Genomic DNA, 16,339 nt, shown 5'->3' on the forward strand with positions numbered 1-16,339 from the left:
AGCAAGAAAACAGCCCCGAAGACGGAGCTGTTTTTTCTATGCTTTCTTTTTAGATTAAAACTCAATAAAAATCGAAATCAGACTAGAAGGCTAGGCGAAAGCATAACTTAAGTTAGGTGAGCCGAAGCCGACGACGTATCATTTTGATTTTTGAAGAGTTTTAGAAATACTACGATTTTTACCTTCAAGATACACCATCAAAATAGAAATGTCTGCTGGATTTACTCCCGAAATACGGCTGGCTTGGCCGATGGTTTCTGGATTGATGAGTTTGAACTTCTGACGGGCTTCTGTCGCGATAGAATCAATATCATCCCAGTCAATATTGGCTGGAATGCGTTTTTCTTCCATGCGTTTCATCTTGGCAACCTGATCCATGGCTTTTGAGATATAGCCTTCGTACTTGATTTCTGTTTCAATCAATTCGATAATCTTGTCATCCAAGTCCTCTGCTGCTGGTCCGATGAAAGCCACCACATCTTGATAAGAAACTTCTGGACGGCGAAGGAATTCCTTAGCTGTCACTGCATCTGTCAACGGCTTGAAGCCCATCTCCTCAACCTTGGCATTGATTTCCTTGACTGGCTTGAGTTTAATACTGTCTAGGCGTTTCATTTCATTTTCAAATTGATTTTTCTTGATTTCAAAACGAGCCCAACGTTCATCGTCAACAAGCCCAATCTCGCGCCCCATCTCAGTCAAACGCATATCGGCATTGTCATGACGGAGAATGAGGCGATATTCAGCACGACTGGTCAAGAGACGGTAAGGTTCAATGGTCCCCTTGGTCACCAAGTCATCAATCATGACCCCAATATAACCGTCACTACGCTTCAAAATCAACTCAGACTTGCCTTGGACTTTCAAAGCCGCATTGATACCCGCGATAATCCCTTGGCCAGCAGCTTCTTCGTAACCTGATGTTCCATTGGTCTGACCAGCAGTGAATAGACCTGAGATTTTCTTGGTTTCCAGAGTCGCACGCAACTGATGAGGCAAGACCATATCGTACTCGATGGCATAACCTGTTCGCATCATCTCTGCATTTTCCAAACCTTTGATAGAATGAACCAGCTCACGTTGGACATCCTCAGGCAGACTAGTTGATAGGCCTTGAACATAGACTTCCTCAGTATTGCGCCCTTCTGGCTCTAGGAAGAGTTGGTGGCGTTCCTTGTCCGCAAAGCGCACAATCTTGTCTTCAATCGATGGACAATAACGAGGTCCCACTCCTTTGACCACACCTGTAAACATAGGCGCACGGTGGAGATTGTTTTGGATAATCTCATGACTAGTACCATTGGTGTAGGTCAACCAGCATGGCACTTGGTCCTTGACATAATCCTCATCACGTGAAGTGTATGAGAAATGATTAGGCGCTTCGTCTCCTGGCTGAATCTCGGTCACATCGTAATTGATAGAAGAAGCCTTGACACGTGGAGGTGTTCCTGTCTTGAAACGACCAATTTCGAGTCCTAATTCCTTGAGGTTGTCAGCAAGGTTAATAGAAGCTAGGCTGTGGTTAGGACCTGATGAGTACTTGAGGTCTCCGATGATAATTTCCCCACGGAGGGCTGTTCCTGTCGTCACGATAACAGCCTTGGAAGCATACTCTTGATGAGTTGCTGTACGAACACCGACAACCTTGCCATCTTCCACCAAAATCTCATCAATCATGGTCTGACGAAGGGTCAGATTTTCTTGATTTTCAACCGTCTTGCGCATTTCCTTGGAGTAAAGCTCCTTGTCAGCCTGCGCACGAAGGGCACGGACAGCTGGCCCCTTCCCTGTGTTAAGCATCTTCATCTGGATGTAAGTCTTATCAATGGTTTTGGCCATCTCGCCACCGAGGGCATCAACTTCACGTACAACGATCCCCTTGGCAGAACCACCGATAGAGGGGTTACAAGGCATAAAAGCCAGCATTTCAATGTTGATGGTCGCAAGTAAGACCTTACAGCCCATACGGCTAGCAGCTAAGGAAGCCTCGACACCAGCGTGTCCCGCACCAATTACAATAATATCGTATTCTTCAGTAAAATTATATGTCATTTCTTAACCTTTCAAAAATTTCTCGCAAATAAGGAACTAACTTCTCCTCCTCCTCTAAAGCTTGAGCCAGAGTAACCCATTTAAAGTGCGTATGCTCTTCAGGATCTAATCTGATAATTGGCTTCTCCCCAACCCACTCTGCTTTATAAACTAAGCGAGTAAAGACCGTATCCTTAGAGGTATCCAGTTGACTATCTTCGTGAAGAAGTTTGAGCGAACTGCTATCTAGCCTAACTCCCGCTTCTTCAATACATTCTCTAAGAGCTCCATCTCGCGGAAGTTCACCCTTTTCAACCCCGCCACCAGGAATATCCCAGTAAGTTGGATAAACATTGGGTTGTCCTCTTTTAATTTCCGAACGCTGAATGAGCAAATAATCATCACCACTATGAACAAGTACATGGGCAATAAGCTTAACCATCATTTTTTCTCCTATTCCTCAAGATGAATGTGTCTTAGTTGGCCGTCCCAATCTGGTAAGGCTGTTTTTAAAAAGGCTGGAACTAGCTGGATATTCTCAAGATTATCCAACTCAATCCACTCACAGGGCTGCGTTTTTTCATCTTCCTGCATGGTCAATGGGGCATCCTCAAGCAAGTCCACCAGATAATGAAACTCAACGTTGTGATAGGAAACACCGTCCTGTTCAAAACGATTTTCAACTACGAAAGCTAGCTGGCCAGCTTGAGCTTTGACACCCAGTTCTTCCCTCACTTCACGGACTACCGCGTCTTCCGTGCTTTCATTGACTTGAATCGCACCACCAATTGTGTAATACTTGCCCTTATCTTTGGTGACTAGAAGCTTGCGATTTTGAAGAATCAAAGCTGTCGCCCGAACACCAAAAACCGTATTGTCTACTTTTGTCCGAAAGTCTTGCTGAGTCATTCTTGTCCTTTCCCTTAAACGACACAAAAACAGTCAAAACTCCAAAGAAGTGCAGGACAAAAAAGCCTGCAACATCCATGAGCTTTGACCATCATTTCTATTGCTGTTATTATTGTAGCAAATTGAGAAAATTTGTCAATCTAAATGTACTGACAAACTTGTCCGTCACGGTAGGCATTATCAATCAAGCCACCACCTAGACACTCTTCGCCATCGTAAAAGACAACTGCCTGTCCTGGTGTAATCGCGCGTTGCGGTTCTGCAAAGATAACCTCTGCCTTATCTCCTTTGACATGGACGGTCACCTTAGAATCAGGCTGACGGTAGCGGAATTTTGCTGTGCATTCTAGCGTAAATTCCTCTGGCATATCACGAGTAAAGTGAACTTGGCTAGCCTCTAGGCTGGTTGACATGAGCGAATCATGGTAGAAACCTTGGCCGACATAGAGGATGTTCTTGCTTAGGTCTTTTCCGACAACGAACCAAGGGGCATTGTCACCACCGTGTTGTCCACCGATACCGAGACCGCCACGCTGACCGATTGTATAATACATAAGTCCTGCATGCTCGCCCATATCGCGTCCATCCACTGTAATCATACGACCAGGTTGAGCTGGCAGGTAGTTGCTGAGGAAATTTTTAAAGTTCTTTTCTCCGATAAAGCAAATCCCTGTCGAGTCTTTCTTCTTAGCAGTCGCAAGGCCTGCTTCTTCTGCTAGTTTTCGCACTTCAGGCTTTTCCAAATGTCCCAAAGGAAACATGGTTTTTTGAAGTTGTTCTTGCGAAAGTTGGCTGAGGAAATAGGTCTGATCCTTGCCATTGTCCACGCCACGAAGCATGTGAACAGTACCATCCTCATCACGCGCTACTCGGGCATAATGCCCAGTCGCTACATAGTCTGCCCCCAAGGTCATAGCATAATCCAAAAAGGCCTTGAACTTGATTTCCTTATTGCACATAACATCTGGATTTGGCGTGCGCCCTGCACGGTATTCTGCTAGGAAATACTCAAAAACGCGGTCCCAATACTCTTTTTCAAAGTTGACAGAGTAGTAAGGAATGCCAATCTGGTCTGCCACCGCAGCCACATCCTTGTAATCTTCGGTCGCCGTACAGACGCCGTTTTCATCTGTGTCATCCCAGTTCTTCATGAAGATACCGATCACATCGTAGCCCTGCTCCTTGAGAAGAAGAGCCGTCACCGACGAATCAACACCACCACTCATCCCCACGACAACACGTGTTTTAGAGTTATCACTCATGGTAAGTCTCCCATCTATTCGTTTATTTATACCCCTCAAAATTCTATTTACTATGACTTTCAATAGAATTTATTTGAGTATAGTCATTTCGTTTGCTTTTAGTAGTAAAATGGTCTGGGAGACCATTTTAGCCTATCATCTTAAAATGAAAATATGATAGGCAACGAGTCGCAGGCATAACTTGAGTTCGCTCAATCAGTCTGGGAGACTGATTGAGGTTATAAATAAGACAAGCTCAGCTTGCATCTCATTTCGAGTTAACGACGTAATAAAAGATAAACGAAATGACTAGTTCACGATTGAAGGTCGTGTGTGCTTAACGATTGAAGGTCGCTTGAGCAGTATTCATTATAACATGCTTGGTTGGAGAAGACAAGAAAGAGGCTGTCAATCGACCAACCTCTTATTCTGAACCTATCAATCTATCACTTTCTAGCTTCATTCGCTTTCTTAGCAACTGCAATCTGGTATTTCACTTGGTCAAATCCTGTACCTCCCAAGGAATTTCGTCTTTGAACAGCAGTTTTAGGTTGCAAGTAAACATAGATATCCTCGGCAATGAGGGAATGATAGGTTTGTAATTCCTCCAAAGTCCAATCTTGAATATTTTTAGCAGACTTGATAGAGTCTAGCACTAATCTTCCCACAATCTCATGAGCTTCTCTAAATGGCAAGCCTTTTCCTGCCAAATAATCTGCCAACTCAGTCGCATTTGAAAAGTCCTTCTCTGTCGACTCTTGCATTTTTTCCTTATTTACCTGCAAGCTAGATAACATACCGGCCAACACATCCAAAGAATTTAAAATCGTTTCGACCGTATCAAACATCCCTTCCTTATCCTCTTGCAAATCCTTATTATAAGCTAAGGGCAGGGACTTCATGACTGTCAATAGTCCAAACAGATTCCCATAAACTCTACCAGTCTTTCCTCGAATCAACTCAGCCATATCTGGATTTTTCTTTTGGGGCATAATAGAGGAACCTGTTGTAAACGTATCTGACAAGGTAATGAATTGGTACTCAAAACTACACCAATTGATTATTTCTTCACAGAAACGGCTCATATGCATCATGAGTATGCTGGCATTGGATAGAAACTCTAAGATAAAATCGCGGTCACTAACAGCATCCAAAGAATTTGTATAAGGTTGCTTAAACTCCAGCAAATCGCTAGACAATTGGCGATCAATGGGGAAAGTCGTTCCTGCCAAAGCTGCCGCACCTAGAGGGCATAGGTCTGTATGCTTCTGGTTAAATTCAAAACGTTCACTGTCTCTCTGAAACATATTGTAGTAAGCCATCAGGTGGTGGGCAAAACTAATAGGCTGAGCATGTTGCAGATGGGTATAGCCCGGCATGATTGTCTCCACATGATTTTCCGCCAAGTCTAATAAAACACCCTTGAGATAAGCCAGTTTATCTAGGACATGGCCTAGTTGCTCCTTGAGATACAAGTGCATATCTGTCGCAACTTGGTCATTTCGAGAACGAGCCGTATGTAACTTCCCTGCAAGGGGACCAATTTTTTCTGTCAGCAACACTTCCATATTCATATGAATATCTTCGTTTGCGATATCAAAGTCAAGTTGGCCTGCCTCTAGCTCTTCTAAAAGCTCTTTCAAGCCTGCTTGAATCTTTTCTGACTCATTCAAACTCAAAATGTCCGTCTGGCCCAACATCTGAACGTGGGCTAAGGAACCAATCACATCAAATTTAGCTAATTTCTGGTCAAAAGATATACTCGCACCAAAGCGCTCTACCCAGTCTTCGACAGTACCTTCAAAACGACCACCCCATAATTTTGTATTCTTAGCCATATCACATCCACCTCTCTATCCAATCGCCCTATTTGGCGCTTTTTTGAACCTCAGAATGAACCTTGGTTGGAAGTCCCCACAACTTAATAAAGCCAATAGCTGCATCTTGGTCAAAGGTATCTGCACTGGTATACGTCGCCAAATTTTCATCGTAAAGTGAATTTGGTGATTTCCGAGCCACGACCTGAGCACTCCCCTTATACAGTTTAACTTTTGCAGTCCCATTGACAACTTTTTGAGTCTCTTTAATATAAGCAATCAAGGCTTGTGTAGCCGGACTAAACCACAAAGCATTATAAATGAGATTTGATAATTCATTTTCTATGATTGGTTTAAAATGAGCCACTTCTCTCACAAGCGTCAAATCCTCAATTTCCTTATGAGCTGTCAGCAAGGTCACTGCCCCTGGACACTCATAGATTTCTCTTGATTTAATCCCCACCAAGCGATTTTCCACGTGGTCAATCCGTCCGACCCCATGTTTCCCAGCTATTTCATTGAGTTTTTGAATCAAATCTGCCAATTTTAGCCCTTCTCCATTGAGGGAAACTGGAACACCTTCACTAAACTCAATCTCAATGTATTCTGGCGTGTCTGGAGCTTCCTCTGGAGAAGATGTGATACCAAAGGCTTCTTCTGGAGCCTGATTCCATGGATTTTCCAAAATACCACACTCATTGGCACGTCCCCAAAGATTTTGGTCGACAGAGTAGGGATTGTCAAGGTCAGCAGGAACAGGCACCCCATTTTCCTTAGCATAATGAATTTCTTCCTCCCGAGACCATTTCCATTCACGAACTGGCGCAATCACTTTTAAATTGGGATCCAAGGCTGCAATCGATACTTCAAAACGTACTTGGTCATTCCCCTTACCTGTACAACCATGAGCAATTGTAGTCGCTCCTGTCTGATGCGCTATTTCAACCAATTTTTTAGAAATAAGAGGGCGGCTCAAGGCAGATACCAAGGGGTACTTTTGTTCATAATAGGCATGTGACTGAAGAGCCACTAGCACATAATCTGTAGCAAATTCGTCCTTAACATCAATAACATAAGATTCGACTGCCCCAACCTTAAGAGCCTTATCATGGATGAAATCTAAGTCTTTCCCTTCACCCACATCCATACAAACTGCAACAACATCATAGTCTTTCTTCAGCCAGGTAATAGCAACTGATGTGTCCAAACCGCCAGAATAGGCCAAAATTACTTTTTCTTTACTCATATTCTTTTCCTTCTTTCTATTTTTCAATGGATGCTTTAAAGGCATCCTCAATGAGTTTGTCTAATTCCCCAGACTCCTTCAACTTTTGAATGGTTTTATCGACTGCCTCTTTCAATTCCTTGCTATCTTTTTTCATGGCGACCGCGTAGGAATCATCTTGCTCTTTTTCAAAATTGAGGTCTGCGATTGCTAAATCAGGATTATTTTCCACAAATCCCTTGGCAACAGGTTCTTCAAAGATAACGGCATCCACTTGCCCTGATTTTAAATCTGTGATTAAATTCCCATTTTTAGGCAGAGATACGAGGGAAGAATTTTGAAGCAAATCTTTCGCCATCGTTTCTTGAATCGAACCTTTCTGTGCTCCGACCTTTTTCTGCGCTAAGTCGTTGACAGACTGATAAGTGGCTAAATCAGATTTTTTGACAATGAGCTTATTTTTTGAAGTATAGTAGGGAATTGAAAAATCAAACACCTTGCTCCGTTCATCTGTCTTAGAAACACCAGATATGGCAAGATCGGCTTTTCCTGATTGAACACTAGCCAGTACATTGTCAAAACTCATGGGAGATAGTTCCAATTCGACACCTAGTTCTGTTGCGATAGCCTTGGCTAATTCGATATCTGAACCCACAATCTGATTTTTCCCATCAACCACTTTTTGGTATTCAAATGGAGCAAAATCTGGATTGAGGGCTACAACCAATTTTCCTTTGGACTTGATGGCTTCAATTCCAGCCGATTGATTGTTACTACAAGCAAATAGTAGGGGGAGCATCACTAAACCAAACATCGTCATCAACACCTTCTTCATCTTATTCATAACAAAGCCTCCTTTATGTTTATTCTTTTTGGTTGTATAAATAATACTCCTATACTCATCGTTTGTCAAGCCTAAATTGAAAAAATTTTCAATTTGAAACAAAAAAACCTAGAAATACTACATAAAAATGTCATTCCTAGGCGTATTTATGCTATTTCTCTCTGGGAAACATGAGTATTCAGCCAATCAAAAGAGGCCGAACGAACTCATTTTCCCTCGCCCAATTCAATGATTCGATGACATTGTTGGGCTACATAAGCATCGTGGGTCACAATAATAACTGTTTTCCCTTCTCGATTCATCTCTAAGAGAAACTTCAAGACCAAATCTCTATTTTCAGGATCCAGAGAACCTGTTGGTTCATCGGCTAAAATCAGCTGGCTGGGTTTTAAGATGGCTCTAGCAACTGCAATTCGTTGTTGCTCCCCACCAGACAACTCGGAGACCTTTTGATGCAAAGTAGCTGACAAACCTACTCTCTCTAAAATCTCTTCCACCTTTTTGAACTTGTCTTTCTTAGACAATTTCACATATTCCAGCGCCAGCATGAGATTGTACTCGACCGTTTCATCATCAATCAGGGCAAAATTTTGAAACAGATAAGAGATATGTTCACGGATTATTGTTTGTGACTTAGCAGAATTAACCGCTAGATTTGTCTGACCAAAAATCTCATACCGTCCGCTATAATCACCATCTATCAAACCTAATAAATTTAACAAGGTCGACTTCCCACTACCACTCTTACCAACAATGGCTACCAAATCCCCCTGATCAATCCTGAGAGACAAGTTATCCAAAATCACTTTTCCCCCAATGGTTTTGGTAATATTTTCCAACTCAATCATAAGATGCCCCCTTTCAATAACTCTACTAGACTTCTTTTCTCCATCCTAGAAGCCAAGGCTAACACAAATAGTATATCCAGACATGTAAAGCCTGCAAAAAGTAGGAGTGGCAAGAGCGCATGGGCAAAGAAAATCAAGACTAGAAGAGGCAAACTATAGCCCAGCAAGAGCAGGACTAGGAGAGGGCGATAGCGATCGACCAGTTTCCACCCCATAAACTTCTTGGTAATGATATCCCTGCGCTTCAACAAGAAAGTGGTAACGAGTAAAAAGTAGGAGACAATCATACTGAGAAGAGCAAATAAGGCAAACAGAACGTTAAAATTACGAACAGAATCCCGATAGGTATCAACCATCCCCTCTTGAATTGCTTGAATCGATGAAAATTTTAAATAGCTACCATCAGATAATTTCTCAACTAACTCCGTAATCACTTTTTGATTTTGTTCTGTATTTTCAACTTTCATCGGGTTGTTTAAACCTGTCGTTGACAAGTGAGTCTTTTCTTCCCACATCATGTCTTGATCATTTACCAGACTAATGATTGGATTGTGGAGATTTTCCTTTCGCTCATTATTATAAGGGAAGAAAGACCAATCTCCTTCATAGTAGGCAATTTCTACATCCATATCTTCTATTGTTTGCTTTTGCTGATCTTCATACCTCATAGAAAGATAGGCGATGGATTTCCCCAAGAACTGATTCTTGCCTTCTTGTCCTTTGTCACTGGCTGGAAACAAAATCACCTTTTTAGTGCCGGTATCTGGTAGCTTGAATCCCTTGCTCTTTAGAAAATTGCTATTAGCATAGTAAACATCTACCTTATCAGGCAGTTGGTAGTTCTGCACTTGTTCAGCTTTGATGACTGGTTTGATAGGAAGACTCGTACTTCGCACATAGTTTACTTGTGTTTTTGCTAGCAAATCTTGATAAAATTGGTAGAAATAATCTGTAGATTTCCCTGAACCTGCTAGCTCTTCTTGCCACAGGTTATCATTGAGTTTGAAGGTTTCTAAGGTCAGGTAATTTCCTTGGCTTACCCACTGTTGCTGATAAGCAAGTTCTTTGTTTTCTTGTTCTAGACTTCTGCCTACCCCAATCAGTAAAACCGTCAATAAAACAGTTGTCCCTATTTTCATCACATAATTGAAGATGAGACCAAGTTTGACAGATGAAAAACCTTTCAACATGGAACTGACTGTCATTTTCTGAATCATCAGGTAGGTCAGCCAACTGATGAACAAATACAACTGTAAAAGCAGAAATTGGGATAAGAGTAAACTTGGAAACAGAAGTTTTGGCCTGTAGTCCAGCACTAAAAATAGTCCCAAGTCAATGATAAGACTTCCACCCAAGAGAAGATAAAAATTAGTCTTTACAAAACCAGCTAAAATCGCTCTGCTTTGGAAACCAAGTAACTTTTGAACCCCCACTCGTTTCATCTCCATCATCGGCTGATAAACTGTCATTAAAATCACAAGCAAGATTGCCAAGATAAAGATAATGATAGATAGTAACAACTCTTGATTTAGCACTCCAACCTGACTTCGGTAAGTGGGTTCTAATAAAATCGTCTTATCTATCTGGAAAAAATCACTCCACTTTTGTAGAATGGTATCGCGATCTATCTCTTTGCTGGAGGTAATCATGTAGCGCCCATTTACAGTATGGGATTTATCCTCAATATAGGATTGGAAGGTCTGGAGTCGAATGAGTTTCACCTTTAAAAAGGTGGGAATGGTTCCTAGATTATTGGGAAGGTCCTGGTTGCTGTAGACTCCCTTCTCATTCTTTGAAAAATCAAGAGAAGTCAAACCGAACTCCTGATAGGGGAAGGTTTCCTTATCAAAAACACCAGCCTTGACTGCCTCATCTCCATTATCTACTTTGATAATAGAGACCTTGTCTTGGCTTGCAACCTCTTCAAAAAACTGGAGAATCGTTTCTGTCGGTTTAGTGACATCTTTCAAGTACAAGTCAAATGAATAAGTTGTCTTGCCCATCTCCTGAATCCGCACTATTTCTCGTGTAACATTTACATTCAGGACAAAAAACGTAGTACACAGCAAGAGCAGGAGCATACAAAGATGACTGATTTTTTTCATAGAGATACCTCCCGTGAAGAGACGAAAGCGAGATAGGTGCAGGTACTTTTTATTTTTTACTAAATTTTAAATAGGTGTAAATAAATCCTGCACTTATAGCCAGAGTTGTCCACCATTTAAAATCAATATGCAAAAGTGAAAAGATTATAAAACTGATGATTAGCGAGGCTAAAATATAAACAATGATTAAAATTTTATTTTTCATAGGAATTGCCTTTCTGAATGGATTCTAGTATTTACAGCTTATTTGCAAAGTTTACAATAAGCTGTTAGGGCAATTGTCAATCAGAATGTTCTTTTATCTGTCAATAATCCTAGAAAATCTTGTCGTTTCAAGTCTGAGAAATGTTTGGTTGAAAGACTTCCTTTTTGAAGTCCATCATCTCTAACCTGTAAATAATAGCTGTGTTGGCTTGTTTTAATTGTCAAAAAATCGCCAAATACAAAAGCTCTTTTCCAGTTGCGAATCTCAAATTCTTTTATCTCTGATTTTGGAATGCGGATAAGTCCTTGCCGCAAATCACGATGATGCTCACTTGTGAAAGTCATCCCATTCCCAAGATTTCTTATCAGTAGTTCATCTGGAGTCACCATCACCAGCGCTATTTTAGTTAAGAAAATTTCAACTGTTGGTGGTAAAATCGCCAAATTAAACCAGGGATGTAGGTAACGATAAGCTAAGAAATAGTGAGGCTCCTCACCCAATCCTAGTTGTTTATATAAGGCCTTGACCTCACTATCTAACCTCGCTTCAAAAGACATATCCGAATGCTCTTCTTCCTTCCTCTGATTAAAATAACGCATCCAGACTAGGAAACCTATAAAGACTAGGACAAATATTCCTGATAAAAGATATTTTAAATTGTAGTTCATCACTTAACCTCCTGATTCACGACTCTACCTAAAGCAGAGTCGTGTTTATTTTGAAAATAGTTCCATCACAACTTTAAATAAGACTGGTGTCATTAAAATTAGGATAATTCCTATCACAAATATCATGACTACTCGAAAAAGCTCCTTATTTTTAAACATTTTAGCCCCCCTTTTCTAGCTACATCATAGTACTGTTAAGCCCATTTTAAAATTACACCAAACTTATTTTAGCTTTCTTCTTTACTTTTTATATTACTATGATACAATATTTTTAATTGGATTTTATTATTTGTTAACTTTTTTCACGAAAAGGAGAAAATCATGCGTTATGATTTCGGAAAGGTCTATAAAGAAATACGCGAGTCAAAAGGCTTGACCCAAGAAGAGGTCTGTGGAAATGTCATTTCAAGAACCAGCCTATCAAAAATTGAAAGTGGTAAAGCAACTCCCAAATATGAAAATATGGAGTTTCTTCTCCGGCAAATCAATATGAGTTTTGAAGAGTTTGACTATATCTGCCACCTCTATCAACCGAGCCAACGAACAGAAATCATGCAAACCTATCTCAATATGAGCTCAACCCTAGGGACTAGTGAACTCGAAAAACTATTTCAAAAATGCCAAGACTATCTCAAAACCCACCACGACCTGCCCATAGAAGAAATCAGAGATATGTTGGAAATTGTCATTCATATCCGTCAACATGGTACAGAGCAACTGTCAAACCAAGTGAAACAGACTGTCACAAAACTTTGGGAAAAAATTGAAAAACAAGATACATGGTATGAAAATGACCTAAAAATCCTCAATACCATCCTTTTCAGCTTTCCCATTGATCATCTCCATCTCATTACTGGAAAAATCCTGCAACGCTTGGAAGTCTATAAAAACTATCAACATTTATATGACTTACGAATGGCAATCCTACTCAATCTGTCCACCATTTACTTATACCATCAAGACAAAAACATGTGTCAACAAATCTGCTATACTTTACTAGAGGATGCCAAGAAAAAGAAAAGCTACGATAGGCTTGCTATCTGCTATGTTCGTATTGGGATTTGTAGGGATGATGCTAGACTTATCCAAAAAGGGTTCTCCCTTCTGGAGCTGACCGAGGAAACTTCTATGCTGTCCTACCTCAAAAAAGAAGTAGAGATCTATTCTCAACCGAAGGAAATATAAAAAGTCGAGGGATTCCCTCGACCTTTTCATATTATTCTGTTCGTTATTTCTTAATACCAGCCGTTGTTAAGCCAGAAGTTTTTAGCGGCTGTCCATGAACCGTAACGTCCTGCAACGTAGGCATCTGCTACACGTTCTTGGTTTTCAGCTGAGTAGTCACCGTTCAAGTATGAATCTGTCAATTGGTAACGTCCGATGTAACGTCCGTTTGTAGCTGTGTAGCTACCGCCTGATTCTTTTTGAGCGATCCATTCTTTGGCTTCTGCTTCAGATCCGCTTACAGTTGAAGCAACTGTTTCTTCTGATACTGTTTCGCTTACTACTGGAGTTTCTTCTGCTACTTCTGTAGTTTCTGTCACTGTAGCTGAAACAGCCTCATCTTGAGCTGCTGGAGCTTCATAAGTCGTTGAGGCTGGTGCTACTGGCGCTGCTGGACCGTCGATAACCAACTCTTGACCAACATAAATCATATGGATGTTGTCAATGTGGTTGTTTTCTGCCAATTTCTCAACTGTTGTGTTGTGAGTTTCAGCAATTTCTGAAAGTGTATCACCTTCTTTAACAGTGTAAGTTGATGATTCTTGAGCAGACACAAATGATGGAGCAAATACTGCAAACAAGGCAGCTACTCCTGCAAGAGTTGTTTTAATCTTTTTAGTTGTTGATTTCATATTTGAAAATTCTCCTTCTTTCTATAATTCTATGATACCCTTTAAATATTACCGTTTCTTGACACTTTTATGTAGAAATATTACAAAATTATTTTTTATTTCCCTAAATAAGGTATTTTTTGTCATAAAAGATACTATTTTTATGCTATTTGAGGTATTAGAAAGGTTTTCATCCACAATTAAAGTCAAGACCTTTATTCTTTGATATAATAGAGATAAGAATTTTTATAAGGGGAAACTGATGAAATCACTTCGTTTTCAATCTGTCTTTGATATCATCGGACCAGTTATGATTGGCCCATCTAGTAGTCATACCGCTGGTGCTGTTCGTATTGGGAAGATTGTCTCTTCCATTTTTGATGATACTCCGACAGAAGTCGAATTCCAACTTTTTAACTCATTTGCCAAGACCTATCGTGGTCACGGGACAGACCTAGCCCTTGTTGCAGGTATTTTGGGCATGGATACAGATGATCCTGAAATCCCAAATAGTCTGGAGATTGCACACAAGCGTGGCATCAAGATTGTCTGGACCATTCAGAAAGACAGCAATGCTCCTCACCCAAACACCACTAAAATTACCGTCAAAAATGCCCACAAGACCATCAGTGTGACTGGTATTTCAATCGGTGGCGGGAATATTCAGGTCACCGAACTCAATGGCTTTGCCGTCTCTCTCAATATGAATACACCGACTATCATCATTGTTCATCAAGATATTCCAGGTATGATTGCCCTCGTAACAGAAGCCCTTTCACGCTATGGTATCAATATCGCCCAGATGAATGTTACTCGTGAAAAAGCTGGTGAAAAAGCCATTATGATTATCGAAGTCGACAGTCGTAACTGTGATGAGGCCATCGAAGAAATTCGAAAAATCCCTCATCTCCATAATGTCAATTTCTTTAAATAGGAGGAAGCATGTTTTATTCTATCAAAGAATTGGTTGAGCAAGCAGATCTGGACTTTCAAGGAAATGTCGCAGAACTCATGATTACAACCGAGTTTGAATTGACCGGTCGCGAACGTGAAGAAGTCCTCCTTCTCATGGAACGCAATCTAGAAGTCATGAAAGCCTCTGTCCAACTTGGCCTCAATGAAAATAAATCTCGTAGTGGCCTGACAGGTGGAGATGCTGCCAAATTGGATCACTACATCAAAAACGGAAAAACCTTGTCAGATTATACGATTCTCTCGGCTGCCCGAAATGCCATCGCAGTCAATGAACACAATGCCAAAATGGGCTTGGTCTGTGCCACTCCGACCGCAGGAAGTGCTGGCTGTCTGCCTTCCGTTCTCACTGCTGCTATTGAAAAATTAGACCTCAGCCACGAGCAACAGCTGGATTTCCTCTTTGCTGCCGGTGCCTTTGGACTAGTCATCGCAAACAATGCCTCTATCTCAGGTGCTGAGGGCGGTTGCCAAGCTGAGGTTGGTTCAGCCTCTGCTATGAGCGCTGCCGCCTTGACTCTAGCTGCAGGAGGAACACCTTATCAGGCCAGTCAGGCCATTGCCTTTGTCATTAAAAATATGCTAGGCCTCATCTGTGACCCTGTTGCCGGCTTGGTTGAAGTTCCCTGTGTCAAGCGCAATGCTATGGGAGCTAGCTTTGCCTTCATCGCAGCAGACATGGCCCTGGCAGGTATCGAATCTAAAATCCCTGTGGATGAAGTTATCGATGCCATGTACCAAGTGGGAGCAAGCATGCCAACTGCCTTTCGTGAAACAGCTGAAGGTGGACTCGCTGCCACACCTACTGGTCGTCGCCTCCAAAAAGAAATTTTCGGAGAATAAGCTTATCAAATAGGAGAAACCATGACCTCTATCTCAGCTATCTTTTTCGATCTGGATGGAACCCTCGTCGACAGTTCTATCGGAATTCACAATGCCTTTACCCATACCTTTAAGGAGCTGGGGGTGCCTAGTCCTGATGTCAAAACGATTCGTGGTTTTATGGGACCGCCCCTTGAAAGTAGTTTTGCGACCTGCCTGCCCAAAGAACAAATTTCTGAGGCTGTGCAGATATACCGTTCCTACTATAAGGAAAAAGGCATCCATGAAGCTCAAATTTTCCCTCAGATTGTAGAATTGCTTCAAGAACTATCCAAGAATTACCCTCTCTACATCACCACTACAAAAAACACTCCAACCGCTCAAGACATGACTAAGAACTTGGGAATCTATCATTTCTTTGCTGGCATTTATGGTTCCAGCCCTGAGGCACCCCATAAGGCAGATGTCATTCGCCAAGCCTTGCAGACACATCAACTAGCACCAGAACAAGCCATCATCATCGGAGATACCAAGTTTGATATGCAGGGGGCTCAAGAAACAGGCATTCAGAAATTGGCCGTCACTTGGGGATTTGGAGATCAAGCAGATCTACTAAACTATCAACCTGATTATATCGCCCACAAACCCTTAGAAGCTTTGGAGTATTTTCAATAACATAGACTGGGCGACAACTCTATTTCATACTCTTCGAAAATCTCTTCAAACCACGTCAGTTTCTATCTGCAACCTCAACGCTGTGCTTTGAACAACTTACGGCTAGCTTCCTAGCTTCCTAGTTTGCTATTTGATTTTCATT

General features: G+C 41.3%; 15 protein-coding genes. 4 read left to right on the forward strand and 11 right to left on the reverse strand.

Translation table 11 applies throughout. The annotated features are described in order from the left end of the window. Positions 1–138 precede the first annotated feature (138 nt). The 10 genes from mnmG to ACWPV5_RS08235 form a co-directional block, all read right to left on the reverse strand. The gene (mnmG, locus tag ACWPV5_RS08190; RefSeq protein ID WP_219967149.1) at positions 139–2,052 is read right to left on the reverse strand and encodes a tRNA uridine-5-carboxymethylaminomethyl(34) synthesis enzyme MnmG; all 1,914 of its coding nucleotides are present in this window, start codon (positions 2,050–2,052) and stop codon (positions 139–141) included. Next, a complete protein-coding gene (locus ACWPV5_RS08195; RefSeq protein WP_219967150.1) occupies positions 2,042–2,476 on the reverse strand; it encodes an NUDIX hydrolase in 435 nt (144 codons plus the stop codon). The genes mnmG and ACWPV5_RS08195 overlap by 11 nt, the downstream gene beginning before the upstream one ends. 8 nt (positions 2,477–2,484) lie before the next feature. Next, a complete protein-coding gene (locus ACWPV5_RS08200; protein ID WP_261067545.1) occupies positions 2,485–2,940 on the reverse strand; it encodes an NUDIX hydrolase in 456 nt (151 codons plus the stop codon). Positions 2,941–3,080: 140 nt separating this feature from the next. Then, positions 3,081–4,202 (reverse strand): tRNA 2-thiouridine(34) synthase MnmA, encoded by a 1,122-nt coding sequence (mnmA, locus tag ACWPV5_RS08205; RefSeq protein WP_261067546.1) that lies wholly within the window; start codon positions 4,200–4,202, stop codon positions 3,081–3,083. 425 nt (positions 4,203–4,627) lie between these two features. Beyond that, the gene (argH, locus tag ACWPV5_RS08210) at positions 4,628–6,019 is read right to left on the reverse strand and encodes an argininosuccinate lyase (protein WP_261067547.1); all 1,392 of its coding nucleotides are present in this window, start codon (positions 6,017–6,019) and stop codon (positions 4,628–4,630) included. Positions 6,020–6,047: 28 nt separating this feature from the next. Next, the gene (locus ACWPV5_RS08215; RefSeq protein WP_173278912.1) at positions 6,048–7,244 is read right to left on the reverse strand and encodes an argininosuccinate synthase; all 1,197 of its coding nucleotides are present in this window, start codon (positions 7,242–7,244) and stop codon (positions 6,048–6,050) included. 16 nt (positions 7,245–7,260) lie between these two features. Then, positions 7,261–8,067, reverse strand: a complete 807-nt coding sequence (locus ACWPV5_RS08220) for an ABC transporter substrate-binding protein (protein ID WP_001038472.1) — start codon at positions 8,065–8,067, stop codon at positions 7,261–7,263. Positions 8,068–8,273: 206 nt separating this feature from the next. Continuing rightward, positions 8,274–8,915: an ABC transporter ATP-binding protein gene (locus ACWPV5_RS08225; protein WP_454383308.1), complete on the reverse strand. Its 642-nt coding sequence runs from the start codon at positions 8,913–8,915 to the stop codon at positions 8,274–8,276. Then, a complete protein-coding gene (locus tag ACWPV5_RS08230; RefSeq protein ID WP_219967154.1) occupies positions 8,912–11,020 on the reverse strand; it encodes a bacteriocin-associated integral membrane family protein in 2,109 nt (702 codons plus the stop codon). The genes ACWPV5_RS08225 and ACWPV5_RS08230 overlap by 4 nt, the downstream gene beginning before the upstream one ends. A gap of 285 nt (positions 11,021–11,305) precedes the next feature. Further along, positions 11,306–11,893 carry a hypothetical protein gene (locus ACWPV5_RS08235; protein WP_023945205.1) on the reverse strand — a complete coding sequence of 196 codons (588 nt, stop codon included), beginning with the start codon at positions 11,891–11,893 and terminating at the stop codon, positions 11,306–11,308. A gap of 321 nt (positions 11,894–12,214) precedes the next feature. On the opposite strand from ACWPV5_RS08235, the gene ACWPV5_RS08240 reads away from it, so the two are divergent. Next, entirely contained in the window at positions 12,215–13,078 is an 864-nt protein-coding gene (locus ACWPV5_RS08240) for a helix-turn-helix domain-containing protein (protein ID WP_219967156.1), read from the forward strand. Between the two features lie 50 nt (positions 13,079–13,128). Here the strand turns inward: ACWPV5_RS08240 and apf are convergent, their stop codons facing one another. Beyond that, positions 13,129–13,749: an aggregation-promoting factor gene (gene apf, locus ACWPV5_RS08245; RefSeq protein WP_219967157.1), complete on the reverse strand. Its 621-nt coding sequence runs from the start codon at positions 13,747–13,749 to the stop codon at positions 13,129–13,131. Between the two features lie 241 nt (positions 13,750–13,990). On the opposite strand from apf, the gene sdaAB reads away from it, so the two are divergent. The 3 genes from sdaAB to ACWPV5_RS08260 are packed head-to-tail and all read left to right on the forward strand — an operon-like array spanning position 13,991 to position 16,197. Continuing rightward, positions 13,991–14,662: an L-serine ammonia-lyase, iron-sulfur-dependent subunit beta gene (gene sdaAB, locus ACWPV5_RS08250; RefSeq protein ID WP_000838912.1), complete on the forward strand. Its 672-nt coding sequence runs from the start codon at positions 13,991–13,993 to the stop codon at positions 14,660–14,662. Positions 14,663–14,670: 8 nt separating this feature from the next. Next, positions 14,671–15,543 (forward strand): L-serine ammonia-lyase, iron-sulfur-dependent, subunit alpha, encoded by an 873-nt coding sequence (gene sdaAA, locus ACWPV5_RS08255; protein ID WP_000500043.1) that lies wholly within the window; start codon positions 14,671–14,673, stop codon positions 15,541–15,543. A gap of 21 nt (positions 15,544–15,564) precedes the next feature. Then, on the forward strand, positions 15,565–16,197 hold the full coding sequence (locus ACWPV5_RS08260) for an HAD-IA family hydrolase (RefSeq protein ID WP_219967158.1): 633 nt from the start codon (positions 15,565–15,567) through the stop codon (positions 16,195–16,197). The last annotated feature ends 142 nt before the right edge of the window (positions 16,198–16,339 follow it).

Source organism: Streptococcus sp. Marseille-Q7156, assembly GCF_965119495.1.

Excerpts from the sequence above, each read along its gene's own strand:
- ACWPV5_RS08225 (WP_454383308.1), bottom strand. The coding sequence starts at position 8,915 with ATGATTGAGTTGGAAAATATTACCAAAACCATTGGGGGAAAAGTGATT.
- mnmG (WP_219967149.1), bottom strand. The coding sequence starts at position 2,052 with ATGACATATAATTTTACTGAAGAATACGATATTATTGTAATTGGTGCG.
- ACWPV5_RS08260 (WP_219967158.1), top strand. The coding sequence starts at position 15,565 with ATGACCTCTATCTCAGCTATCTTTTTCGATCTGGATGGAACCCTCGTC.
- sdaAB (WP_000838912.1), top strand. The coding sequence starts at position 13,991 with ATGAAATCACTTCGTTTTCAATCTGTCTTTGATATCATCGGACCAGTT.
- argH (WP_261067547.1), bottom strand. The coding sequence starts at position 6,019 with ATGGCTAAGAATACAAAATTATGGGGTGGTCGTTTTGAAGGTACTGTC.
- mnmA (WP_261067546.1), bottom strand. The coding sequence starts at position 4,202 with ATGAGTGATAACTCTAAAACACGTGTTGTCGTGGGGATGAGTGGTGGT.
- ACWPV5_RS08240 (WP_219967156.1), top strand. The coding sequence starts at position 12,215 with ATGCGTTATGATTTCGGAAAGGTCTATAAAGAAATACGCGAGTCAAAA.
- ACWPV5_RS08200 (WP_261067545.1), bottom strand. The coding sequence starts at position 2,940 with ATGACTCAGCAAGACTTTCGGACAAAAGTAGACAATACGGTTTTTGGT.
- ACWPV5_RS08215 (WP_173278912.1), bottom strand. The coding sequence starts at position 7,244 with ATGAGTAAAGAAAAAGTAATTTTGGCCTATTCTGGCGGTTTGGACACA.
- ACWPV5_RS08230 (WP_219967154.1), bottom strand. The coding sequence starts at position 11,020 with ATGAAAAAAATCAGTCATCTTTGTATGCTCCTGCTCTTGCTGTGTACT.
- ACWPV5_RS08235 (WP_023945205.1), bottom strand. The coding sequence starts at position 11,893 with ATGAACTACAATTTAAAATATCTTTTATCAGGAATATTTGTCCTAGTC.
- apf (WP_219967157.1), bottom strand. The coding sequence starts at position 13,749 with ATGAAATCAACAACTAAAAAGATTAAAACAACTCTTGCAGGAGTAGCT.
- ACWPV5_RS08220 (WP_001038472.1), bottom strand. The coding sequence starts at position 8,067 with ATGAATAAGATGAAGAAGGTGTTGATGACGATGTTTGGTTTAGTGATG.
- sdaAA (WP_000500043.1), top strand. The coding sequence starts at position 14,671 with ATGTTTTATTCTATCAAAGAATTGGTTGAGCAAGCAGATCTGGACTTT.
- ACWPV5_RS08195 (WP_219967150.1), bottom strand. The coding sequence starts at position 2,476 with ATGATGGTTAAGCTTATTGCCCATGTACTTGTTCATAGTGGTGATGAT.